Below are 22,109 nucleotides of genomic sequence, written 5' to 3' on the forward strand. Positions count from 1 at the left end.
ATCAGACAACAGAGCGACTGAGCAGATGTTAACTACGACTCCGTTCGAGTACGGAGCCTGAAAGAAATGAACAGGCAGCTAAGAACGTCCTGCGCTCAGCGCATGAGCCCAAGCGCGTCCGCGAAGAATTCCGGCCCGCCGAAATTTCCGGACTTCAGTGCGAGCAGCATATCGCCTGCTTCAGCGCCGACGGCGCGCAGCACCGGGACGCCCGCAGCGATCTCCGCGCCGACCAGGAAGCCGGGAATCCCGAGGCGATCGACGACGGCGCCGGAGGTCTCGCCGCCAGCCACGACCAGCCGACGGACGCCTGATTTCACTAGGTTTTCCGCAATGTCGGCCATCGCCTGCTCGATGGCGTGACCGGCTGCATCGCGGCCGTGGCGCGCCTGCAAGGCGGCGACCTGATCCGGTGTCGCGCTCGACGCGATCAGGACCGGACCGTCGGCTAAACGCGGCTTGGCCCAGGCGATCGCGCGCTGCACTTCGTCCGCTCCCGTAAGAATACGGTCCTGATCGAGATGGAGCACCGCCATGACGCGTTCGGCATTAGCGATCTGCTGTAGCGTCGCCTGCGAGCAGCTTCCGGCGAGGCAGGCCGCCGGTCCGCCGACGGCGGCGTCCGCCCCGCCGCTGCCAGCGGCCGACTTGACCTTGCCCGTCGAGACCAGAGCCCGCGCCAGTCCGAGGCCGATGCCGGAGGCGCCGACCGACAGCCGATGCTGGGCAGCGACGAGGCCGATGGCCTCGAGGTCGCGGTCGAACACGGCATCGATGATCGCGGCACCGATGCCCTTGCCTGACAATTCGGCAAGCCGAGCCCGCACGGCCTCCGCGCCGCGGGCGACGGTCGCGAGGTCGACGAGACCCACCTGCGTCTTGCTCTGGCGCGCCAGCACGCGCACCAGGTTGGAATCACGCATCGGGTTGAGCGGATGGTCCTTGAGCGGGCTCTCGTTCAGCGGCACGGCGCCGACGAACAGATTGCCCTGATAAACCGTGCGACCGGTCTCCGGGAAAGCCGGCGTCACCAGCACGACGGCCTCGCCGCTATCGGCGCGCAGCGCGTCCATCACCGGGCCGATATTGCCCGCATCGGTGGAATCGAAGGTCGAGCAGACCTTGAACAGCACATGGTGCGCCCCGCGGCCACGCAGCCATTTCTCCGCCGCACGCGAGCGCGACACGGCAAGGCCCGCCTCGATCGAGCGGCTCTTCAGCGACACCACGACGGCGTCGACCTCGGGCAGCGTGAGATCGTCCGCGGGCACGCCGATGGTCTGCACGGTACGCAGGCCCGCGCGCGTCAGCGTGTTGGCGAGATCGGAGGCGCCGGTATAGTCGTCGGCAATGCAACCCAGTGCGAGCGTCACGGCTTCACTCCCGCATAAGGCCTGAACCAGGCGAGGCCATCGGTGGTCTTGCCGCGCGGATTGTATTCGCAACCGACGAAGCCGGTATAGCCGAGCCGGTCGAGTTCGGTGAACAGGAAAGGATAGTTCAGCTCCTCGCCGTCGGGCTCGTTGCGCGAGGGGACGCTCGCGATCTGGATGTGCCCGATGATCGGCATCATCTCACGCAGGCGCATGGTGACGTCGCCGTGGATGATCTGGCAGTGATAGATGTCGAACTGGAGCTTCAGGTTCGCCAGTCTCAGCTCCTGGATCAGGTCGCGCGCGAAGCCGAAATCATTGAGGAAGTAGCCGGGCACATTGCGCGCATTGATCGGCTCGAGCACGATGTCGATGCCGTGCGGAGCGAAGAACTCCGCAGCCCACGCCACCGACTTGTAGAACGCCTCGATCGCGACCCGCTCGCCGCGGTTGGCAATGCCGGCCATCAAGTGCAGCCGCTTGACACCGGTCGCCTTGGCGTAAGGCAACGCGGTCTCCAGGCTCGCCTTGAGATCGGCGAAGCGCGCCGGCAGCGCCGCAAAGCCTTTCTCGCCGGCGTTCCAGTCGCCCGGCGGCAGGTTGAACAGCGCCTGCGTCAAACCGTTGCGCTTGAGCCGCTCGCCGACCACCTCGGCCGGATGCTCGTAGGGAAAGAGGAATTCGACCGCGGTGAAGCCCGCTTGCGCAGCGGCGTCGAAACGGTCAAGGAACGGCACCTCGGTGAACATCATCGAGAGATTGGCGGCGAAACGGGGCATCGGAATCCTCTTGGCTTACTTGTCGCCGGGAAGTTTTACGCCGGTGACCTGCGCGTACATGCGCGCCACCGAGGCGTCGTCATCGCGGCCCATGCCGGCAGCTGATGTCATCAGGAACATCTGGAGCGCGGCGGCCGAGACCGGCACCGGGAATCGGGCGCTGCGCGCCATGTCCTGGATGATGCCGAGGTCCTTGACGAAGATCTCCACCGCGCTGCGCGGCGTGTAATCGCCGTCAAGCACGTGGGGCATGCGATTCTCGAACATCCAGGAATTGCCGGCTGAGGCCGTGATCACCTCATAGACCTTGCGGATGTCGAGGCCCTGCTTGGCCGCGAACGCCATCGCTTCGCTGGCGGCGGCGATATGCACGCCGGCGAGCAACTGGTTGATCATCTTGAAGGCGGCGCCCTGCCCTGCGGCATCGCCGAGCTCGTAGAGTTTTGCCGCCATGGCATCGAGCGCCGGCCGTGCCTTTGCAAAGGCAGCGGGACTGCCGGAGGCGAGGATCGTCAGCTCACCTTGGGCCGCGCGCTGCGCGCCACCGGAGATCGGCGCATCCAGATAGTGACGGCCGGTCGCCTCCAACTGCTTTGCGAGGCGACGGGCCACATCCGGGTCCATGGTGGCGGAGGACAGGAAGACGCTGTCCTTCGGCAGGGTCTCGGCGGCGCCATCCTTGCCGAACAGGATGGTCTCGGTCTGCGCGGCATTGACGACGACGCTGACGACGATGTCGGCGCCCTTGGCCGCTTCCGCCGGCGTGCTGGCGCCTGCGCCGCCGTCCTTCACGAAACGCGCCACCGCGTCGGCCGAGACGTCGCAGCCGGTCACGGCATGACCGGCGCGCTTCAGCGAGGTCGCCATGCCGAATCCCATCGAGCCGAGCCCGATGACCGCGATACGCTGATTTTGCGACGTGGAGGCGGACATGCAACTGACCCTTGCGAACGTTTCCTGGACGGCCGCCCTTTGCGGCGGCTCACTGATCCGAATAACACGGCTTGGCCGCGCTGCCAAAGCGTGAGACAAGCGGGCATGACGGCTATGAGCAACGAGACCCGGCTGCGTGAGGATATCTGCCGCTTCGGACGGTCCTTGTTCGAGCGCGGCCTGACACCGGGCTCTTCCGGCAATATCAGCGTCAAGATGCACGACGGGGGTTGGCTCGTCACCCCCACCAACGCCTCGCTCGGCTTCCTCGACCCGGCGCGACTGTCGCGGCTGGACGCACGGGGGCGCCTCCTCTCGGGCGATGCGCCGACCAAGGAAGTTCCGCTGCACAACGCGCTCTACGATACGCGCGAAAGCGCGCGGGCGATCGTGCATCTGCACTCCACCCATTCGGTCGCGCTCTCGATGCTGCCCGAGATCGACCCGCGCGCCGCGCTGCCGCCGATGACGGCTTATTATCTGATGAAATGCGGCGCCACTGCGCTTGTGCCCTATTACCGCCCCGGCGATCCCGCGGTTGCGGATGTGATCAAGGGACTGGCGGGCAAATATTCGTCCGTGCTGCTCGCCAATCACGGCCCGGTGGTCGCCGGCGACACGCTGGAGGCCGCGGTGTTCGCGACGGAGGAGCTGGAGGAGACGGCGAAGCTGTACCTGCTGCTGCGCGGGATGAACCCGCGGTATCTGTCGCCGGAGCAGGTGAAGGATCTGGTGAAGGTGTTCGGGGTGACGCTGCCGGAGCATGGGCATGAGCATTAGCGCCCTTCGATCATGGGCGGACTAACGACGCCTCATCCACCACAGTCATTCCCCGCGGAAGCGGGGAATCCAGTACGCCGCAGCTTCTCCGTATCCAACTAGCGTCTCTGGAATACTGGATCGCCCGCCTTCGCGGGCGATGACACCGACCAGGTAGTAACTACAGCCCCAGATACGCCTTCCGTACGTCCGGGTTCCCCCTGATCTCCTCTGCCGGGCCCTGCATCAGCACGCGGCCGGTTTGCAGGATGTAGGCGCGGTCGGCGATCTCCAGGCACTCGGCCATGCGCTGCTCGACGATCAGCACAGTCATGCCGGCGTCGCGGATGCGCAGTACCGCCTGGAAGATTTCGTCGACCAGCTTCGGCATGATACCTTGCGAGGGCTCGTCCAGCATCAACAGCCGCGGGCGCGTCATCAGCGCGCGGCCGATCGCGAGCATCTGCTGCTCGCCGCCGGAGAGCGTCTCGGCGCGCTGCTCCAAACGTTCTTGGAGACGCGGGAACAGTGTGAAGACGAGATTGAGCGGCCCCTCGCGGTCGGCGTCACCGCGGTACAGATAACTGCCGAGGCGCAGATTGTCGCGCACCGACAGGCGCGGGAACAGGCGGCGGTTCTCCGGCACATAGGCGATGCCGGTGGCGGTGATGTGATGCTGCGCCATGCCGTCGAGACGCTTGCCGTCGAACGTCACCGTGCCCGAACGCGGACGCTCGGCGCCGGCGATGGATTTGAGCAGCGTCGACTTGCCCGCGCCGTTGGCGCCAGCGACGCAGACGATCTCGCCCTTCTGGACCTCGATCGAGACCGCCGAGATCGCGACCAGACCCTGATAGGCGGTCGTGACTTCATGCACCGACAGCATGACGATCTCCCAGATATGCGCTGATCACCTTGGGATCGCGGACGACGTCGGAAGGCTTACCCTCGACCAGCACCTTGCCGAGGTCGAGCACGATGGCGCGGTCGACCAGCGGCATCACGATCTCCATGACATGCTCGACCATCAAAACGGTGATGCCGGCATCGCGCACCTTGCGCACCAGCGCGACGCCGGTCTGCGCCTCGGTCGGCGTCAGGCCGGTGAGAACTTCGTCCAGCAGCAGCAGCTTTGGTTCGGTCGCCAGCGCACGGGCGACTTCGAGGCGGCGTTTCTCGGCCGGCACGAGGTCGCTCGCGAGCACGTCGGCGCGTGCGGCAAGGCCGGTGAATTCGAGCACCTCATGCGCCTTGCGGCGCGCCTCGCGCATCACAGTGTTGCGCACGAGAGCACCGACGATGACGTTGTCGATGACAGTCATGGTCTCAAAGCTCTTGACCACCTGGAAGGTGCGCCCGACGCCACGCTGGCAGCGTTCGGCCGCCGGCATGTTGGTGACATCCTCGCCGTCGAACCAGATCGACCCTTGCGTCGGCGGCAAGACGCCGGCGATGAGATTGAACAGCGTCGACTTGCCGGCACCGTTCGGCCCGATCAGACCGACGATCTCGCCGCGGCCGACCGAGATCGAGACATCGCTGTTGGCGACGAGGCCGCCAAACCGCTGCCAGACGCCGCGGGTTTCAAGGAGCGCAGTCATCGCGTGGCTCCTCTTGCCTTCGAACGGGAGAACAGGCTCACCAAGCCTCGCGGCAGGGCCAGCGAGATCGCAACGATCAGCGCGCCATAGACGATGAGGTCGACGCCGCGGCCGGAGCCACCGATATAGGAGCGCGTCAGCTCCGTCATCGGGATCAGGATGGCAGCCCCAAGCACAGGCCCCCAGAGGGTGCCGATGCCGCCGAGCACGGCCGGCAGCGCCATCAGCAGCGAGAACTGGAAGCCCATCACGCTTTCAGGATCGATATAGGCGAGAAACTGCGCATAGAACGCGCCCCCGATGGCGACGAGGAAGGCGGAGACCGCGGCCGCGCCCATCTTGGAGTTGAACACGACGACGCCGAGGCTCTCGGCCGCTTCCGGATTGTCCTTCACCGCGCGCCACCAAAAGCCCCATTTGGAGTCCTCCAGCCACCAGGTGACGAACCAGGCGAGGCTGCACAGCACCAGCGCGAAATAGAAGTACGGCAGCTTGCTGCGCATGAACTGGAATTTCAGCCAGCTGTCGCCGCGCACGGGAACGGTGATTCCCATCGCAGCCCCCGCCCATTCCCAGTTCTGGAACAAGAGCAGTCCGATCTCGGCGATGACGATGGTCGCGATCACGAAGTAATGGCCGCGCAGGCGGAAGAAGGGATAGCCGAGCCCCATTGCGATGATCGCCGCAATCACGCCGCCGGCGAGCATGCCGAACCAGGGCAGCACGCCGAACTTGGTGAACAGCAGCTCGGTGGTGTAGGCGCCGATGCCGAAATAGAGCGCGTGCCCCAGCGAGATCTGCCCGCAATAGCCGGACAGGATGTTCCAGCTCTGCGACAGCGCCGCATACATCAGGGTCAGGATCAGGATGTTCTGGACGTAAACATCCTTGATCAACAGCGGAGCCAGCGCTGCGAGCCCGGCCAGCACTGCGGCGATGATGAGATCGCGGCGGCGCCGCGCTGCAAAAGCCTTGTCCATCACATCGACCCGAACAGGCCACGCGGCCGGATGAAGACGACGAGGAGATAGACGGCATAGATGCCGACGGACTTCAGCGATGGCGGCAACACCAGCGCGGTCACCGCTTCGACCAGGCCAACAATGATGCCGCCGGCGAAGGCGCCGAACACGCTGCCGAAGCCGCCGAGCGCCACGGTGACGTAGGCGATCAGCGCGAACGACGCGCCGACATCGGGATAGATGTAGAAGAACACCGCCATGATCGCACCGGCGAGACCGACCAGCGCGGCGCCGAGGCCCCAGCCGAACGCGAACACGCGGTTCTTGTCGATGCCGACGAGCGCGACGGCGCCGGGATCCTCGCGGGTGGCTTCCAGCGCGCGGCCGAAGTCGGTGCGGTGGATGAAGAGGTAGAGCCCGGCGAAGGCCGCGATCGAGACCAGCGCACCGATGAGCTGCGGCTCGGGCAGGAAGATGCCGGCGACCGAGATGGTTTTACCGCCGAGCCAGGACTGTGGAATGCTGCGATAGTCCGGCGTGAAGAAGTACTGCGCGAGGCCGCGCATCACGATCGCAAGGCCGAAAGTCGTGAAGATCTGCACCATGCCGGCATTGGCCTTGGCCCGCATGGCGAAGCGTACAAGGAGTAGATAGACCACCGCTCCGAACACGAACATCGCCGCGGCGACCAATGGGGCCGACAGCAGGGGATCGATCGCGAAGAACGCGAACAGAAAGAAGGACAGGTACATCGCGAGCATCAGGAATTCGCCATGGGCGAAGTTCGTGACGTCCATCAGGCCGAAAATCAGCGCGAGGCCGACCGCGATCAGTCCGTAAAGCAGGCCCATCAGAAGGCCGCTCGCGAGACTCTGGATAATGGCTTGAGCTGTCAAAAGTCGTCCCCCGAAATAGATCCTCATCCTGAGGAGCGCGCACCAGCGCACGTCTCGAAGGATGGCCCAGCCCTCGTCCTTCGAGACGCGGGCTACGCCCGCTCCTCAGGATGAGGGCGGGAGCTACGTCCGAGCTCCCGCTTCCCAATCTTACTTCATCGGCCAGATCGCTTCCGCGATCGCGGCCTGCGGCGGGAAGATGGTGACGAACTTGCCGCCGACATATTGCAGCAGCACCGGGTCGGCGTCGTTGTTCTGGCCGGCCTCGTCGAACTTGACGCGCTTCCAGGGCATGATGGTCTGCTCGCCCGGGATGTCGGTCGCGGCCAGTGCATCGCGGATCTTCTCGCCGTCGGCCGACTTGGCGCGGTTGATGGCGTCGGCCAGGATGATCAGGCCCATGAACTGGCGCGAGGTCAGGTCGTTGAAGTCCTTGCCCGAGCGCGCCTTGAACATCTCGTTGATCTTGCCGACCATGGGACGCTTCTGCGCGAGATCGAGCGAGAAGGTGCCGCGCGAGATCACGCCTTCGAGCTTGTCGCCGACGGCATCATAGAGCGCCTTCTCCGAGAAGCCGGCGTCCTGCGCCACGATCGCGTTCGGCTTGTAGCCGAGCTCGCCCATGGTCTTGACGAGCAGGATGCCGTCCGTGGTGTAGCTCGAGGGCATCAGCACGTCGGCATTGGCGCTCTTGAGCTGCTGCACTTCGGCCGACAGCGACGGCGAATTGGCGCGATACTTGATGTCGGAGACGATCTTGTAACCGCGCTCGCCGGCGATCTTGGCCTGGGCGTTGCCGGAATCGGTGCCGAAGATGGTGTCCTCGTGGAACAGCGACAGCGTCTCGATCTTGGTGCCCTTCTTCTTCAAAGCATCGAAGAAGTCGAACATCGCAGCCGAGTACATCTCGTCATGCGGGGCGGCGCGGAAGTAATATTTGAGGCCGCGGCGATGCAGGCTCGGCGAGGAGTTGTCGGCGGAGACGAACGGGATCTGGTAGCGCTCGCAGATCTGGCTGACGGTGACGGCGACCGCGCTTTGATAGGTGCCGATGATCGCGGAGACCTTCTCCTGCGTGATCAGGCGCTCGGCCTCGGCGCGGCCCTTTTGCGGATCGGCCTGGTGGTCGGCGAACACGAGGCGGACTTTTGCGCCGCCGAGGCCCGGCAGACCCTCGCCCTTGGCCAGCGGCAGATCGAAATCGGTGTCCTTGTTGATGACCTCGAGCGCGGTCTCATAGGCCTTCTGCGCGTCGACGCCCTGCTGCGCGCTGCCGCCGGAGAACGGATAGATCACGCCGATCACGACCTCGGAGGTCTGGGCGCGTGCAGCGAGCGGCACCAGCGCGGCAGTGGCTGTGGCACCAAGCAGCACGTCGCGGCGAGAGATCGTCATGGCAAAGTCCCCTGTTACTAAATTTCGACTGATCGAATGGAGCGATTGATGGACGCGGTAAAGCCCGAAGAAGCAGCAAACGCTGCCTACTAAATCACGGCCATGTTCCGGTTCTTCAGATCCGTCACCAGCATCAGGCCGGGCGAATGCGTGATCGCGAACGGCAACCTGGCGGCGTTGATCACCGATTGCGGCGTCACGCCGCAGGCCCAGAACACCGGGATCTCGTCGTCGGCGACGGGCACGGGATCGCCGTAATCCGGCTTGGCGAGATCCTTGATGCCGATCAAATGCGGATGCCCGAGATGCACGGGGGCACCGTGCACGGCGGGATAACGCGAGGTGATCTGCACCGCGCGGATCGCATCGGCCGGCTTGAACGGACGCATCGACACCACCATGGGACCGGCGAACGGACCGGCCTCGCCGCAGGCGATGTTGGTGCGGTACATCGGCACGCGCACGTTCTGCTCGATGTGGCGGATCGGCATGCCCTCGTCGAGCAACGCCTCTTCGAACGAGAACGAGCAGCCGAGCACGAAGGTCACGAGATCGTCGCGCCAATGCTTGGTCACGTCGGTCGGCTCGTCGACCACCTCGCCGTCGCGCCAGATGCGATAGCGCGGCACGTCGGTGCGGATGTCGAGATCGGCGCCGAGCGCGGGGATGTGCGGGCTGCCGACATCGGACATGCCGATGATCGGGCACGGTTTCGGATTGAGCTGGCAGAAGCGGTGAAAGGCGCTGGCATATTCGGCCGGCAGGATCGCCAGATTGCCCTGGACGAAGCCGGGAGCGACGCCGGCGGTAGATCCGACCTGGCCGCCGCGATAGGCGAGCCGTGCCAGGCGGCTCGGGAGCGTGTCGGGCGTTTCAGTTTGCTGCGCTGCCACCAAAACAGTCATTTGATCGACCTGCCTATAAACTCGACAAAGACAGCCAACACCAAGCATGCTATAAAGTCTAATCTTCCTTTCTAATCGATATCGATAAATTCAATTTATCGATCGGGAAAATCCTTCTCAATGCTGGACTTCAGGTCGATCGAAACCTTTCTCTGGGTTGTGAAGCTCGGCAGCTTTCGCGGCGCCGCAGCACGGCTCAATACGACCCAGCCGGCGATCTCCCAGCGCATCGCCCAGCTCGAGCGCGAGATGGGCGTGAAGCTCCTCAACCGCGATCATCGCGTTGCTTCGCCGACGCCGAGCGGCCGGCAGATGATGGTCTATGCCGAGAAGCTGATCGGTCTGAGGGCGGCGATGATCGCCGAGATCGGCGATCGCTCGGCGATGCGCGGCGTGATGCGCCTCGGCGTCGCCGAGACCATCGTGCACACCTGGCTGCCGCGGCTCGTCAAGAGCATGAACGAAGTCTATCCGAACCTGTCGCTGGAGATCGAGGTCGACATCACGCCGAACCTCACTGCGCGCCTGCTCGCGCAGGAAATCGAGCTCGCCTTCGTGGTGGGGCCGCTGTCGGCGTCGGGCGTCCACAATCGCGTGCTCGCGGATTATCCGATCGGCTTTCTCGCAAGCCCCTCGCTCGGGCTCGGCGACGGCCCGGTGACGCGCGCCGACCTCGCGCGGTTTCCGATCATCACCTTCCCGCGCAAGACCAGGCCCTACGAGGTCGTGCGCGAAGTCTTCGACCGGCCGGAGCTGCCGCCGATCCGGCTGCATGCGTCCGCATCGCTGGCGACGGTCATCCACATGGCGGTCGAAGGGCTCGGCATCGCCGTGATCCCCGACGCCATCGTCGAGAACGAGCTCGCCGACGGGCGGTTGCAACTGCTCCAAACCGATCTCGCCATAGCGCCGCTGACATTCACGGCGAGCTGGCTCGCCTCGCCTGACGTCGTCGCGGTGGAGCGCGTCGCCGAGCTCGCACGGCAGATTGCGCAGAGCAGCCTCGCGGTTGACGAGTCCGCGCCGGCGCGTCATTGAAAAAGGCGCCGGACAACCGAGAGACCGACCGCATGAGCCGAGCCGCCACCAATCTGCAAATCGATTCCGCCCGCCTCTGGGGCTCCATCCACGAGACCGCCCAGTTTGGCGGGACGGCCAAGGGCGGCGTACGGCGGCTGACGCTGAGCAGCGAAGACAAGCAGGTGCGCGACTGGTTCCGCAAGGCTTGCGAGGACGCCGGCCTCGATGTGCACACCGATGCGCTCGGCTCACAGTTCGGCCTGCGCAAGGGCCGCGACATGACGAAGCTGCCCGTCGGGATCGGCTCGCATCTCGACACCCAGCCGACCGGCGGCAAGTATGACGGCATTCTGGGGACGCTCGGCGCGCTGGAAGTGATCCGCACGCTGAACGACGCAGGCATCGAAACCGAAGCGCCGATCTGCGTCGTCAACTGGACCAACGAGGAAGGCTCGCGCTTCGCACCGGCGATGATGGCCTCCGCCGCTTACGTCGGCGATTTCACCACCGATGACATCCTGTCGCGCAAGGATATCGACGGCACTTCCGTCAGCCAGGCGCTCGACAGCATCGGCTATCGCGGCGACAAGCCGGTCGGCTTCCAGAAGCTCGGCTGCTTCGTCGAATTGCACATCGAGCAAGGTCCGATCCTCGAGGCCGAGGGCAAGACCATCGGCGTGGTCGATTCCGGCCAGGGCGTGCTCTGGTACGACGGCAAGATTTCCGGCTTCGAGAGCCATGCCGGATCGACGCCGATGCCGCTGCGGCGCGATGCGCTCGCGACGCTCTCCGAAATCGTGCTGGCGATGGAGGCCATTGCGAAGAAGCATGGGCCCAAAGCAGTCGGCACCATCGGCGAGGCCGTGATCGCAAATCCCTCGCGCAACGTCATTCCCGGCGAGATCGCCTTCACCATGGATTGCCGCAGCGCGGATGGCGCCATCATGGACGCGCTCGATCGCGATCTGCGCGCCGCCATTGCCGAGATCGCCGCGCGCCGCAAGGTCGAGGTCAAGATCGACCTGGTCTGGCGCAAGCCGCCGACGCATTTCGATCCCAAGCTGATCGCGGCGGTCGAGAACGCGGCGAAGACGCTCGGCTATTCCTCTCGCCGCATCACCTCCGGCGCCGGCCACGATGCCTGCAACCTCAACACCGTCATGCCGGCGGCGATGGTGTTCGTGCCTTGCAAGGACGGCATCAGCCACAACGAGCTGGAAGACGCCACGCAGCCCGACTGCGCCGCGGGCACCAACGTGCTGATGCATACCGTGCTGGCGATCGCCGGCGTCGCGTCCTGATCGGAGAGAGCCATGCGCGGAGTTTTCGTCGACGCCAACGAAGCCCTCGCCGTGATCATGGAGCGGCTCGGGAAGCCCGGCGACCCCGAGGTGCGGATCCACAGGGATCCCGACATCAAGCCCGAACAATATCCTGAAGTCCTCGATGGCGCCGAGATCGCCATCGTCGACCACACCGCGCTGCCGACCGAGGTCGCGAAGACATGCACAGGCCTGAAGCATGTCGTGTTCCTCGGCACCGGCGCGCGCAGCTACATGAATCCGGAAGAGCTCGCCGAGCTCGGCATCTCCGTGCACCTGATCAAGGGGTATGGCGACACGGCAGTCGCGGAGTCCGCGATCGCCCTGATGTGGGCCTCCGCCCGCGTCATCGCGATGATGGACCGCGAGATGCGCGTCGGCAATTGGCTGCGCGAGGACGGCATGCAGCTAACCGGCAAGACGCTCGGCCTGATCGGCTTCGGCGGCATCGCCGCGGAAGTCGCACGCATTGCGGTCGGCTCAGGCATGAAGGTGATCGCCTGGAACCGGTCGCCAAAGAGCCATCCGGGCGTCGAGTTCACCGATCTCGACACGCTATTGGCGAGAAGCGACGTCGTGTCGCTGCATCTGCTGCTCAACGACGAGACCCGCGGCATGATTACGCGCGAGAAGATTTTTGCGATGAAGCCCGGTGTCATCCTGATCAACACCGCGCGTGCCGCCGTCGTCGACGAGACCGCGATGATCGACGCGCTGAAGTCCGGCCACATCCGCCATGCCGGCCTCGACGTCTTCAACATCGAGCCCCTGCCCGGCGACCATCCGTTGACGAAGATTCCGAACGTGACGCTGTCGGCGCATTCGGCCTTCCGCACGCCGGAAGCGAGCGAGAACCTGATTGAAGCGGCATGGGTCCATTGCCGCCGGATCGTGAAGGGATAAAAGCAACAACAATGGCCGACTATCGCACCATCAAGGCACAGCCGCTCACCAATGTCGTCCGTGCCATCGTCAAGGCGGGCGGATCTACGGACCGCGAAGCCGAGCTCGTGTCCACCAACCTCGTCGAGGCCAATCTTAGAGGACATGACTCGCACGGCGTCGGCATGATCCCGCGCTATGTCCAGAGCGTCACCACGGGCGGCCTCGCCGTGAACCAGCACGTCAAGATCGTGCTCGACACCGGTCCGCTTCTCACCCTGGACGGCCTCACCGGCTATGGCCAGGTGATCGGCCATGAGGCGATGGAGCTGGCGGCAGAGCGCGCCAAGCGCAACGGCGTGTGTCTCGTCGGCCTCTCCAACTCGCACCACATCGGCCGCATCGGCCATTGGGCCGAGCAGTGCATCGACCACGGGCTGGTCTCGATCCACTTCGTCAACGTGATCTCGCGCCCGATCGTGGCGCCGTGGGGCGGCAGCGATGCGCGCCACGGCACCAACCCGTTCTGCGTGGGCATCCCGCGCAGGGGCAAGGACCCGATCGTGCTCGACTTCGCCACCAGCAGGATCGCGCAGGGCAAGACCCGCGTCGCCCACAACAAGGGCGTCGAGCTCGAGCCCGGCACCATTATCGACAACGAAGGCAAGCCCACCGTCAATCCGCGCTACACCGTGATCCCGCCGCACGGCGCCATCCTGCCGTTCGGCGAGCACAAGGGCTCGGGGCTCGCACTGGTGTGCGAAATCCTCGGCGGGGCGCTCTCCGGCGGGCAGGTGGTCAAGGGCCCGTCCGACGGCAAGTACAACGTCCTCAACGGCATGCTCTCGATCGTCATCGACCCGAACAAGCTCGGCACCGGCGACAACCTTGCGAGCGAGGTCGAGAGTTTTGTTGCCTGGCACACCGGCTCGCCGCCCGCTCCCGGCATCGACAAGGTGAAGATCGCCGGCGATCCCGAGCGCGAGACCAGGAAGAAGCGTCTGGCCGAAGGCATTCCGGTCGACCCGACCACCTGGCAGGAAATCCTGGAGGCCGGGACGAAGTTCGGACTGGACCAGGCTGCGATCGAGAAGATCGCGGGCTAGTCGGGAACGAAGCGCATCGCTGAGAATAGCCCGGCCAAGTGCACTATCGCGCAACGAGGTCTGGACTAAAGCGAAGCATCACCGCACTCGTGGAGCGGATTTGAACCGGCCCGCGTCGTCTCACGACAACGCGAATATCCCGGTCCACATCCGCCCCCGAGGTTCACATGTTCTCCCGTCTTGCAAAGCTCATGTCCGGCTCGAGCGAGCCGTTACCCGAAATCGACTTCTACCGGCACCGGCTCGCGATCTATGAAAGCGAGCTGGGCGAGCCCGAGCACAGCTTCACGGACAGCGCGGAGCGCCGCATCGACATCCACGCCTTTGGCCGCGATTTCGTGCCGGTGTGCGAAGAGGGATCTGACGAAGGTTATGTGCTTCTGACCAACGGCATGAGCGAACAGCGAATGCCGGGGGTGCATGGCGACGCAAAGCCACGTGCCGAGCTGATGTGGTATGTCCGGGAGCCGACAGAGGAGGTTTGCGCCAATCTGCGCTGGCTCGCCAATCTGCCGTTCATCGACACGACCTGGTTCGGTTTTGGTCATCGCGTCGCGCTGCCGTGTCCGCCGGTTGCAGGAACGGACTTCCAGACGTTCCTGTTTCTCACACCGATCATCGGCCCCGATAAGCAGATCGCCGAGGCGCTGGAGATCGCGTGCGATCCCGTGGAGATCCTGACCGTGAACCTGATCTCGCATCAAGAGCTCGGCCTCATCAAGTCCCAGGGACTCGACCCGTTTCTCGATCTGCTCGACGAGAACGATTATCCGCCGATCTTCGATCCGACGCGGAAATCGTATGTGTAGGGTGGGTTAGCCCTGCAACTGCGCGAAGCGCAGTTGCTCGGCGTAACCCACCTCTTCTGTCTCCGCGGATACGAGCAGTGGTGGGTTACGCCTTCGGCTAACCCACCCTACGCAGCTCGCCCCGCCTCAATCCACCATATCCGCGACCGCCTTGCCGCAGGCGGTGGTGTCGGCGTTGCCGCCGAGATCCTTGGTGCGGAGCGTGCGTTCGGCGAGGGTGCGCTCGATCGCATCGACGATCGACTTACCGGCCTCCTTCTCGCCGAGGTGCTCGAGCATCATCGCGCCGGACCAGATCGCGCCGATCGGGTTGGCGATGCCCTGCCCCGCAATGTCGGGCGCCGAGCCGTGCACCGGCTCGAACACCGAGGGGAAATCGCCCTCGGGATTGATGTTGCCCGATGGCGCGATGCCGATGGTGCCGGTGCAGGCCGGGCCGAGATCGGAGAGGATGTCGCCGAACAGATTCGAGCCGACCACGACGTCGAACCAGTCCGGATGCAGCACGAAGTTCGCGGTCAGGATGTCGATGTGGTACTTGTCCCACTTCACGCCCGGAAACTTCTTCGCCATCGCCTCCACGCGCTCGTCCCAATAGGGCATGGTGATGGAGATGCCATTGGACTTGGTCGCCGAGGTCAGGTGCTTCTTCGGCCGCGACTGCGCGAGCTCGAAAGCGAATTTCAGGATGCGGTCGACGCCGATGCGGGTCATCACCGTCTGCTGCGTCACGAACTCGCGGTCGGTGTCCGGGAACATGCGGCCGCCGACGGAGGAATATTCACCTTCGGTGTTCTCTCGCACCACCCAGAAATCGATGTCGCCGGGCTTGCGGTTCGCCAGCGGCGACGGCACGCCGGGCATCAGCCGCACCGGGCGCAAATTCACATACTGGTCGAACTCGCGGCGAAACTTGATCAGCGACCCCCACAGCGAGACGTGATCCGGAATCTTGGCCGGCCAGCCGACGGCGCCGAAATAGATCGCGTCATGCTTGCCGATCTTTTCTTTCCAGTCGTCCGGCATCATCTGGCCGTGCTTCTCGTAATAGTCCCAGGACGAGAAGTCGAAATGGTCGAAATGCAGGGACACCCCGTGCTTCTTCGCCGCTGCCTCCAGAACGCGCAGGCCCTCGGGCATCACTTCCTTGCCGATGCCGTCGCCGGGAATGACTGCAATCCGGTATTGTTTCTTGCTCATCGAGAACGTCCCTGGTTGGTCCGGCAGCCGCCGCCTTTTTGACCGCACTGCAATGGACCAAACTCGGCAGCAGTGCAACGCTGCACTGCAATGTTGACCGTGGCGCGGCCGAGCGCCTACTGGTTTGATCCTGATGTTCCCACCGAGCGAGTACCCTTCATGGATCTGCATCTGCGTGGCAAGCGCGTCCTGATCACAGGCGCGTCCAAAGGCATTGGCGCAGCCGCCGCCGAGGCGTTTGCCGAGGAAGGCGCAAACCTCCTGCTCGCCGCCCGCAGCGGCGACCAGCTCAAGGCGCTGGCGGACCGCCTGCGCTCCGCGCACCAGATCGATGCCGCGACGAGCATCGTGGACCTGCGCAAGGCCGAGGATTTGGCGCGGCTCGCGAGGGAAGCCGCCGACATCGACGTGCTCGTCAATAATGCCGGCGACATCCCCGGCGGCTCGATCGACAAGATCGACGAGGCGACCTGGCGGCACGCCTGGGAATTGAAAGTGTTCGGCTACATCAACCTGACGCGGCAGATCTACGCGCAGATGAAGGCGAAGGGCGGCGGCGTCATCGTCAATGACATCGGCGCGGCCGGCGAAAAATTCGATGCCAATTACATCTGCGGCAGCGCCGGCAACGCCGCATTGATGGCCTTCACCCGCGCGCTCGGCGGCAAGAGCCTCGCCGACAACATCCGCGTGGTCGGCATCAATCCCGGCCCGGTCGGCACCGATCGCCACGTCACCCTGCTCAAGACGCGGGCAAAGCACCAATTCGGCGACGAGAGCCGCTACAAGGAATTCCAGAAGAGCCTGCCGCTCGGCCGGCCCGCGCATGCGCGCGAGATCGGCGATCTCATGGCGTTCCTGGCGTCCGATCGCGCCGGATATACGTCGGGGGTCATCTATACCGTGGATGGCGGCATCAGCGCGGGCTGGGGTTAACTCTATCCGCGTCATTGCAAGCGCAGCGAAGCTATCCAGATTGCCATCTCAGGTACATTTCTGGATTGCTTCACTGCGCTCGCAATGACGATTGAATAAGCACAGGAGTAGAATAGTTGTCTCAAGACCTGATCCGCGAAACGGCCTGCGCCGTCGTCGATAAGCTGCGATCCGGCGACGTCTCGCCGCTCGAGCTTCTGGATGTGCTGGAGAAGCGCATCGGTGAGGTCGACGGCAAGGTCAACGCGCTGCCGACGCTATGCTTCGACCGCGCGCGAGACAACGCCAAGGCGCTGATGCAGAAGCCGGCCGGAGCCCGCGGGCTGCTCGCGGGCCTGCCGGTACCGATCAAGGACCTGACCGATGTCGCGGGCGTGCTGAACACACAGGGTTCGCCAATCTTCAGGGACAATGTGCCCAAGCAGTCCGATCTCATGGTCGAGAACCTCGAAGGCAATGGCGCGGTCGTCTACGCCAAGTCGAACACACCGGAATTCGGCGCCGGCGCTAACACCTTCAACGAAGTGTTTGGCGCGACGCTCAATCCCTGGGATACGACGAAGTCTGCGGCCGGCTCCTCCGGTGGCGCGGCGGTGGCGCTGGCCACCGGCATGGCCTGGCTCGCCCAGGGCTCCGACATGGGCGGCAGCCTGCGCAGCCCCGCGGCGTTCTGCGGCGTCGTCGGCATGCGGCCGAGCATCGGGCGCGTCGCACATACGCCCAAATCGGCGATCGACCGCAATCTCGGCGTGGTGGGGCCGATGGCGCGCAACGTCGAGGATCTTGCGCTGCTGTTGGATGCCATGAGCGGTGACTATGCGGACGACCCGCTGTCGCTGCCCGCACCTGCGACCTCGTTCCTGTCGGCGGCGCAGTCAGGCAAGAAGCCGAAGCGCATCGCCTATTCGCCCGATCTCGGCATCACCCCGGTCGATCCCGAGGTCAAGGCGATCACGCGCAAGGCCGCTGAACGCTTCGCGGAGGCCGGCGCGATCGTGGAGGAAGCGCATCCGGACTGGCGCGAGGCGCATGAATGCTTCCACGTCCTGCGCGCCTTCGATTTCGCGATCACCAAGGCCAATCTGCTGCGGACCAAGCGCGACCTCCTGAAGCCCGAGGTGATCTGGAACATCGAGGAAGGCCTCAAGCTCACCGTCGAGCAGCTCGCGCGCGCCGAGGCGCAACGCGTCGGCATGACCGCGCGCGCGATCGAGTTCTTCAAAAACTACGACCTGCTGTTGACGCCAACCACGATCGTGCCGCCCTTCCCGATCGAGCACCGCTATGTCGCCGAATGCGCCGGCAAGAAGTTCGAGAACTATGTCGAATGGCTCGGCATCGTCTACGCTATCACGCTCGCCTGCTGCCCGTCGCTGTCGCTGCCCTGCGGCTTCACGGCGTCTGGCCTCCCGGTCGGCGTACAGGTCGTCGGTGCCCCGCGCGCGGATGCGCAGGTGATCGCCGGCGCGAAGGTATTGGAAGATATTCTGGGTCTGCGCGGCTCCACGCCGATCGATCCCAAGGTGAAGGCCTGACGCGAGCCGCACCGGCGGGGACTTGGCCGTCCCCGCCGTGCGCCGGTCAGACCCTAGTCGTTCGCTTTCGGCCCGCCGTGATACCGATGCGCATCGTATCCGGCCTCATCCGTTGGAGCGGCGAAGGCGAAGGAGTTCGGATGCGTTTCCGACATCTGGGCGGTGGCCGCCGAAGCCATGTGCGAGTGATTCATTGCCTCGTGGGCAGAGGCGGCGGAGCAAAGCGCGACCAGCATGGCCGACGCTGCGAGAACTGATTTCATCATGATGTGACGTGCCTCTTGTGAGTGCCACCAGCAAATTGCAGATGGATCTCGCCGCGTAGGATTGCCAGTTTGAATCCAGGCACGCGATATAGGCGCGGCATAAGCATTTCGCGCTCCAGTATAGGCTTCCAGCGTTTCTGGCTCGCTCCCGCGGCGGGGAAAGCCGCTCACCTCGAGGCGGTATTCGCCTCCAGGCCGCGACTGTACCGCGACATCGCAAAGCAAAAGACAAAGTAGATCGCGGCGACGAAGATGTAGACCTCGACCGAGAATTGCTGCCAGGCCGGATCGATGATCGCGGTCTTGGCCGTCGTCAGCAGGTCGAAGATGCCGATGATCAGGACTAGGCTGGTGTCCTTGAAAAACGCGATGAAGGTGTTGACCAGCGGCGGGATGACGTGGCGGATCGCCTGCGGCAGCACGATCAGACGATGCTTGCGCCAGTAGGACAGCCCGAGCGCATCGGCGGCCTCATATTGCCCGCGCGGCACGGCCTGGAGGCCGCCGCGGATGACTTCGGCAAGATACGCGCCCGCGAACAGGATGATGGCGATCTGCGCGCGCAGCAGCTTGTCGATATTGAAGCCGCTCGGCATGAACAGCGGAAACATCACGCTCGCCATGAACAACAGGCTCACCAGCGGCACGCCGCGGATCAGTTCGACATAGAGCACGCTGAGCGAGCGGATCGCCGGCAGCTTTGAGCGCCGGCCGAGCGCGACGAGGATGCCGAGCGGGAAACCAAAGGCCAATCCAAACGTCGCCAGGATCAGTGTCACCGGCAATCCGCCCCAACGGTCCTGCGAGACGAAGGAGAGGCCGAACACGCCGCCCCACATCAGTACGCTGATCAGCGCCAGCGCGCCGATCCAGATATAGGCCAGCTCGCGCCGCCACAGGGCGCGGCGGGTGGAGAGATAGAACAGCGCGATGAACAGCACCACCGACAGCGCCGGCCGCCACTGCTCGTCGAACGGATAGGTGCCGAACAGTATGAAGCGATATTTTTCGGGGATGATCGCCCAGCAGGCACCGAGGCCGCGCGCGGCGCGGCAGGCGCTGGAGTCGTTTGCCGGCGTGAGCCACACGGCATTCGCGATGCCCCACTGCACGAAGCTGAAGATGCCCTTGGCGAGGACTGCCAGCAACACGACCGAAAGAATAGCGTTCGGGATCGACGAGAACAAATTGGTGCGGAGCCAGCGCAGCACCGGGTTGCCCATCTGCGGGCGGCGGGCAGCGCGCGGGGCGTCCGGAATATCGGCGATCGCCGTCATGATCAGCGCTCCACCAGCGCGATGCGCGAATTGTACCAGTTCATGAAGAAGCTGATGCAGAGGCTGATGGTCAAGAACACCGCCATGATCAGCGCGATGGCCTCGATCGCCTGCCCGGTCTGGTTCAGCGTGGTATTGGCGACAGACACGACGTCCTGGTAGCCGATCGCGACCGCGAGCGAGGAGTTCTTGGTCAGGTTGAGGTACTGGCTCGTCATCGGCGGCACGATGACGCGCAGCGCCTGGGGCAGGATGATCTGCCGCAGCATGAAGCTGCGGCGCAAGCCGAGCGCATTGGCGGCATCCCATTGTCCGCGCGGCACGGACTGGATGCCGCTGCGCACGATCTCGGCAATGAAGGCCGAGGTGTAGGTCACGAGCGCGATCAGCAGCGCGAAATACTCCGGCGCGAGCGTCAGCCCGCCGACGAAGTTGAAGCCGCGCAGCTCCGGCCATTCGATCTTCCAGGACACACCAAGCGCCACCGACATTGCCGCCGGCAGCGCGACGATGAGGCCAACCGCAAAGGGCCACGCCGGCCGCGGCTTGCCGTCGCGCATCTGCTGCGCGATCAGCCATCGCCTGATGAGATAGAACACGGCAAGCCCGAGCACGGCTGTACCGAGCACCCAGAGCTGCGGCGAGCCGACCGGAATCGCCGGCAGGATCAGGCCGCGATTGGACAGAAATACGCCCTCGACCGGCCGCCAGGCCGCGCGCGCGGCCGGCAGCGCCTGCATCAACACGTACCAGAACAAGAGCTGAAGCAGCAGCGGGATGTCGCGGAGCGTTTCGACATAGACGGCGGCGAGCCGCGACAACAGCCAGTTGGCGGAGAGACGCGAAATGCCGATCAGCGTGCCCAGGATCGTCGCGAGCACGATGCCGATCACGGCGACGCGCAAGGTGTTGGCGATGCCGACGACGAAGGCCCACAGGTACGTGTCTCTCGGATTATAAGAGAGCAGGCTGTCGGCGATCGGCATGCCGGCTTCCCGGCCGAGGAAAGCGAAGCCGGTGGTGATGCGGCGGGCCGAGAGATTGGTGACGGTGTTGCACCAGAGGAAGGCGACAACCCCAAGCACGATTCCGACGACGAGCACCTGCCAGAACAGGCCTTGCAGCTCTCGGCGGCCAAATCCGCCGAAGAAGCGACGGCGGGGCGGCGGTCTTGGACTGTCTGAAGTCACAGCACAAAAATCCTTCTGGCGAGCAACGATTTCCGGCGGCGCACGTCAACTGTTGCACCAATCTTAAAAGCGTGCAACAAATGTTTCATGGCCGAGCCCACGAAATCCTCGCCCTTGAGCGAACTGCGCATTGCGTTGCCATCGCTCCCCCTGCGCCTGCAGGAGGTCGGCCGCTTCGTTGCCGCCAATGACTACGACGCCACCACCCGTTCGATGCGCGATCTCGCCGCCGAGGCCGGCGCCGACCCGGCTGCATTCACGCGGCTTGCCAAGGCCATCGGCTATTCCGGCTGGGACCAGTTGCGCGCGGCACTCACCGAAGCGCGGCGGCCTTCGCAGATCTCACCTTTCTCGGGCCGCGCCAAGAGCCGCCGTCACGGCCCGAACGCCGATGTCGCGCTCGTCACCGACAAGCTCGAGGCCGAGGGCGCCGGCCTTCTGCGCATTCCGGCCCAGCCGATTGCGGATGCAGCCCGCGCGCTGCACGACGCCAAGCGTATCTGGATTGCCGGTTACCGAAGCTGCCGGAGCGTCGCGGAGCTCTTGAACTACGAGCTCCGGCTGTTCCGTCCCGAACAGGTGCAACTCGTCGGCGCATCCGGCCCCGACGATCTCGATCTCGGCGCCTTTCGTACCGGCGAAGCCGTCATCGTCATCGGCTTCCTGCCCTACACGCATGCGAGCGTCCGCGTTGCGCAGGCCGCCCATCGTGCCGGCGCAGCGCTGATCGCGATCGCGGACAGCCTCTCAGCGCCGATGGCAGAAGGCGCCGACCACGTGCTGCTGTTTGAGGCGGCCTCGTCCCCCGGCTTCTTCCCGAGTCTCACGGGTGCCATCGCGATTGCGCAATCGCTCGCGGCGGTCACATTCTCGCTCGGCGGCACGGCCGCGAAGAAGCGCCTGGAAACCACCGAGGCGCGGCTCGCCGCGGCCTCCACATACATTTCAGAGAAAGGTTGACCC

22 protein-coding genes are annotated in these 22,109 nt (G+C 64.8%); 9 read left to right on the plus strand and 13 right to left on the minus strand.

All coding sequences use genetic code 11. The features are described from left to right. Positions 1–95: 95 nt before the first annotated feature. From otnK to ltnD, 3 genes are read right to left on the minus strand one after another with little or no spacing between them, the layout of a single operon-like run. Complete coding sequence (gene otnK / locus AB7Z56_RS32235) at positions 96–1,373, minus strand: 3-oxo-tetronate kinase (protein ID WP_063984695.1); 1,278 nt, start codon at positions 1,371–1,373, stop codon at positions 96–98. Next, positions 1,370–2,152: a 2-oxo-tetronate isomerase gene (gene otnI, locus AB7Z56_RS32240; RefSeq protein ID WP_063984696.1), complete on the minus strand. Its 783-nt coding sequence runs from the start codon at positions 2,150–2,152 to the stop codon at positions 1,370–1,372. Before otnI ends, otnK begins: the two co-directional genes overlap by 4 nt. 15 nt (positions 2,153–2,167) lie before the next feature. Next, positions 2,168–3,085 carry an L-threonate dehydrogenase gene (ltnD, locus tag AB7Z56_RS32245; protein ID WP_014496893.1) on the minus strand — a complete coding sequence of 306 codons (918 nt, stop codon included), beginning with the start codon at positions 3,083–3,085 and terminating at the stop codon, positions 2,168–2,170. Between the two features lie 105 nt (positions 3,086–3,190). Between ltnD and otnC the strand changes: the two genes are divergently transcribed. After that, positions 3,191–3,865, plus strand: coding sequence for a 3-oxo-tetronate 4-phosphate decarboxylase (gene otnC / locus AB7Z56_RS32250; protein ID WP_063984697.1), 675 nt, complete (start codon positions 3,191–3,193; stop codon positions 3,863–3,865). Positions 3,866–4,025: 160 nt separating this feature from the next. Here the strand turns inward: otnC and AB7Z56_RS32255 are convergent, their stop codons facing one another. The 6 genes from AB7Z56_RS32255 to AB7Z56_RS32280 all read right to left on the minus strand — a co-directional run bounded on the left by AB7Z56_RS32255 (position 4,026) and on the right by AB7Z56_RS32280 (position 9,603). Beyond that, a complete protein-coding gene (locus tag AB7Z56_RS32255) occupies positions 4,026–4,730 on the minus strand; it encodes an ABC transporter ATP-binding protein (RefSeq protein WP_063984698.1) in 705 nt (234 codons plus the stop codon). Then, the gene (locus AB7Z56_RS32260; RefSeq protein ID WP_028146884.1) at positions 4,714–5,445 is read right to left on the minus strand and encodes an ABC transporter ATP-binding protein; all 732 of its coding nucleotides are present in this window, start codon (positions 5,443–5,445) and stop codon (positions 4,714–4,716) included. The genes AB7Z56_RS32255 and AB7Z56_RS32260 overlap by 17 nt, the downstream gene beginning before the upstream one ends. Further along, positions 5,442–6,425, minus strand: coding sequence for a branched-chain amino acid ABC transporter permease (locus AB7Z56_RS32265; protein ID WP_063984699.1), 984 nt, complete (start codon positions 6,423–6,425; stop codon positions 5,442–5,444). The genes AB7Z56_RS32260 and AB7Z56_RS32265 overlap by 4 nt, the downstream gene beginning before the upstream one ends. After that, positions 6,425–7,303: a branched-chain amino acid ABC transporter permease gene (locus AB7Z56_RS32270; RefSeq protein WP_063984700.1), complete on the minus strand. Its 879-nt coding sequence runs from the start codon at positions 7,301–7,303 to the stop codon at positions 6,425–6,427. The genes AB7Z56_RS32265 and AB7Z56_RS32270 overlap by 1 nt, the downstream gene beginning before the upstream one ends. Before the next feature lie 150 nt (positions 7,304–7,453). Continuing rightward, positions 7,454–8,698 (minus strand): ABC transporter substrate-binding protein, encoded by a 1,245-nt coding sequence (locus AB7Z56_RS32275; RefSeq protein ID WP_063984701.1) that lies wholly within the window; start codon positions 8,696–8,698, stop codon positions 7,454–7,456. A gap of 89 nt (positions 8,699–8,787) precedes the next feature. After that, positions 8,788–9,603, minus strand: a complete 816-nt coding sequence (locus AB7Z56_RS32280) for a putative hydro-lyase (RefSeq protein WP_063984702.1) — start codon at positions 9,601–9,603, stop codon at positions 8,788–8,790. A 120-nt stretch (positions 9,604–9,723) separates the two neighbouring features. Between AB7Z56_RS32280 and AB7Z56_RS32285 the strand changes: the two genes are divergently transcribed. The 5 genes from AB7Z56_RS32285 to AB7Z56_RS32305 all read left to right on the plus strand — a co-directional run bounded on the left by AB7Z56_RS32285 (position 9,724) and on the right by AB7Z56_RS32305 (position 14,742). Further along, entirely contained in the window at positions 9,724–10,641 is a 918-nt protein-coding gene (locus tag AB7Z56_RS32285; protein WP_063984703.1) for a LysR family transcriptional regulator, read from the plus strand. A 32-nt stretch (positions 10,642–10,673) separates the two neighbouring features. Next, a complete protein-coding gene (locus tag AB7Z56_RS32290) occupies positions 10,674–11,924 on the plus strand; it encodes a Zn-dependent hydrolase (protein ID WP_063984704.1) in 1,251 nt (416 codons plus the stop codon). Between the two features lie 12 nt (positions 11,925–11,936). Then, positions 11,937–12,848: an NAD(P)-dependent oxidoreductase gene (locus tag AB7Z56_RS32295; RefSeq protein ID WP_063984705.1), complete on the plus strand. Its 912-nt coding sequence runs from the start codon at positions 11,937–11,939 to the stop codon at positions 12,846–12,848. Between the two features lie 11 nt (positions 12,849–12,859). Then, positions 12,860–13,933, plus strand: coding sequence for a malate/lactate/ureidoglycolate dehydrogenase (locus tag AB7Z56_RS32300; RefSeq protein ID WP_063984706.1), 1,074 nt, complete (start codon positions 12,860–12,862; stop codon positions 13,931–13,933). A gap of 167 nt (positions 13,934–14,100) precedes the next feature. Then, positions 14,101–14,742, plus strand: coding sequence for a suppressor of fused domain protein (locus AB7Z56_RS32305; protein ID WP_063984707.1), 642 nt, complete (start codon positions 14,101–14,103; stop codon positions 14,740–14,742). A gap of 126 nt (positions 14,743–14,868) precedes the next feature. Here the strand turns inward: AB7Z56_RS32305 and AB7Z56_RS32310 are convergent, their stop codons facing one another. Then, positions 14,869–15,942 (minus strand): tartrate dehydrogenase, encoded by a 1,074-nt coding sequence (locus tag AB7Z56_RS32310; RefSeq protein WP_063984708.1) that lies wholly within the window; start codon positions 15,940–15,942, stop codon positions 14,869–14,871. Between the two features lie 159 nt (positions 15,943–16,101). Between AB7Z56_RS32310 and AB7Z56_RS32315 the strand changes: the two genes are divergently transcribed. Then, on the plus strand, positions 16,102–16,878 hold the full coding sequence (locus tag AB7Z56_RS32315; RefSeq protein WP_063984709.1) for an SDR family oxidoreductase: 777 nt from the start codon (positions 16,102–16,104) through the stop codon (positions 16,876–16,878). A gap of 116 nt (positions 16,879–16,994) precedes the next feature. Further along, on the plus strand, positions 16,995–18,413 hold the full coding sequence (locus tag AB7Z56_RS32320; protein WP_063984710.1) for an amidase: 1,419 nt from the start codon (positions 16,995–16,997) through the stop codon (positions 18,411–18,413). A gap of 53 nt (positions 18,414–18,466) precedes the next feature. On the opposite strand, the gene AB7Z56_RS32325 is transcribed toward AB7Z56_RS32320, so the two are convergent. The 3 genes from AB7Z56_RS32325 to AB7Z56_RS32335 form a co-directional block, all read right to left on the minus strand. Further along, entirely contained in the window at positions 18,467–18,649 is a 183-nt protein-coding gene (locus AB7Z56_RS32325) for a hypothetical protein (RefSeq protein WP_135215961.1), read from the minus strand. 197 nt (positions 18,650–18,846) lie between these two features. Next, positions 18,847–19,956 carry an amino acid ABC transporter permease gene (locus AB7Z56_RS32330; protein ID WP_231144412.1) on the minus strand — a complete coding sequence of 370 codons (1,110 nt, stop codon included), beginning with the start codon at positions 19,954–19,956 and terminating at the stop codon, positions 18,847–18,849. 2 nt (positions 19,957–19,958) lie between these two features. After that, entirely contained in the window at positions 19,959–21,146 is a 1,188-nt protein-coding gene (locus AB7Z56_RS32335; protein WP_283018531.1) for an amino acid ABC transporter permease, read from the minus strand. A gap of 87 nt (positions 21,147–21,233) precedes the next feature. On the opposite strand from AB7Z56_RS32335, the gene AB7Z56_RS32340 reads away from it, so the two are divergent. Further along, positions 21,234–22,106: a MurR/RpiR family transcriptional regulator gene (locus AB7Z56_RS32340; protein WP_063984714.1), complete on the plus strand. Its 873-nt coding sequence runs from the start codon at positions 21,234–21,236 to the stop codon at positions 22,104–22,106. Positions 22,107–22,109: the final 3 nt, after the last annotated feature.

This window comes from Bradyrhizobium sp. 482_C4_N1_8 (assembly GCF_052075965.1).
Taxonomy (GTDB): Bacteria; Pseudomonadota; Alphaproteobacteria; order Rhizobiales; family Xanthobacteraceae; genus Bradyrhizobium; species Bradyrhizobium barranii.

Coding starts and splice junctions, on each gene's coding strand:
- otnI (WP_063984696.1), bottom strand. CDS start 2,152: ATGCCCCGTTTCGCCGCCAATCTCTCGATGATGTTCACCGAGGTGCCG.
- ltnD (WP_014496893.1), bottom strand. CDS start 3,085: ATGTCCGCCTCCACGTCGCAAAATCAGCGTATCGCGGTCATCGGGCTC.
- otnC (WP_063984697.1), top strand. CDS start 3,191: ATGACGGCTATGAGCAACGAGACCCGGCTGCGTGAGGATATCTGCCGC.
- AB7Z56_RS32255 (WP_063984698.1), bottom strand. CDS start 4,730: ATGCTGTCGGTGCATGAAGTCACGACCGCCTATCAGGGTCTGGTCGCG.
- AB7Z56_RS32260 (WP_028146884.1), bottom strand. CDS start 5,445: ATGACTGCGCTCCTTGAAACCCGCGGCGTCTGGCAGCGGTTTGGCGGC.
- AB7Z56_RS32265 (WP_063984699.1), bottom strand. CDS start 6,425: ATGGACAAGGCTTTTGCAGCGCGGCGCCGCCGCGATCTCATCATCGCC.
- AB7Z56_RS32275 (WP_063984701.1), bottom strand. CDS start 8,698: ATGACGATCTCTCGCCGCGACGTGCTGCTTGGTGCCACAGCCACTGCC.
- AB7Z56_RS32280 (WP_063984702.1), bottom strand. CDS start 9,603: ATGACTGTTTTGGTGGCAGCGCAGCAAACTGAAACGCCCGACACGCTC.
- AB7Z56_RS32285 (WP_063984703.1), top strand. CDS start 9,724: ATGCTGGACTTCAGGTCGATCGAAACCTTTCTCTGGGTTGTGAAGCTC.
- AB7Z56_RS32290 (WP_063984704.1), top strand. CDS start 10,674: ATGAGCCGAGCCGCCACCAATCTGCAAATCGATTCCGCCCGCCTCTGG.
- AB7Z56_RS32295 (WP_063984705.1), top strand. CDS start 11,937: ATGCGCGGAGTTTTCGTCGACGCCAACGAAGCCCTCGCCGTGATCATG.
- AB7Z56_RS32300 (WP_063984706.1), top strand. CDS start 12,860: ATGGCCGACTATCGCACCATCAAGGCACAGCCGCTCACCAATGTCGTC.
- AB7Z56_RS32305 (WP_063984707.1), top strand. CDS start 14,101: ATGTTCTCCCGTCTTGCAAAGCTCATGTCCGGCTCGAGCGAGCCGTTA.
- AB7Z56_RS32310 (WP_063984708.1), bottom strand. CDS start 15,942: ATGAGCAAGAAACAATACCGGATTGCAGTCATTCCCGGCGACGGCATC.
- AB7Z56_RS32315 (WP_063984709.1), top strand. CDS start 16,102: ATGGATCTGCATCTGCGTGGCAAGCGCGTCCTGATCACAGGCGCGTCC.
- AB7Z56_RS32325 (WP_135215961.1), bottom strand. CDS start 18,649: ATGCTGGTCGCGCTTTGCTCCGCCGCCTCTGCCCACGAGGCAATGAAT.
- AB7Z56_RS32330 (WP_231144412.1), bottom strand. CDS start 19,956: ATGACGGCGATCGCCGATATTCCGGACGCCCCGCGCGCTGCCCGCCGC.
- AB7Z56_RS32340 (WP_063984714.1), top strand. CDS start 21,234: ATGGCCGAGCCCACGAAATCCTCGCCCTTGAGCGAACTGCGCATTGCG.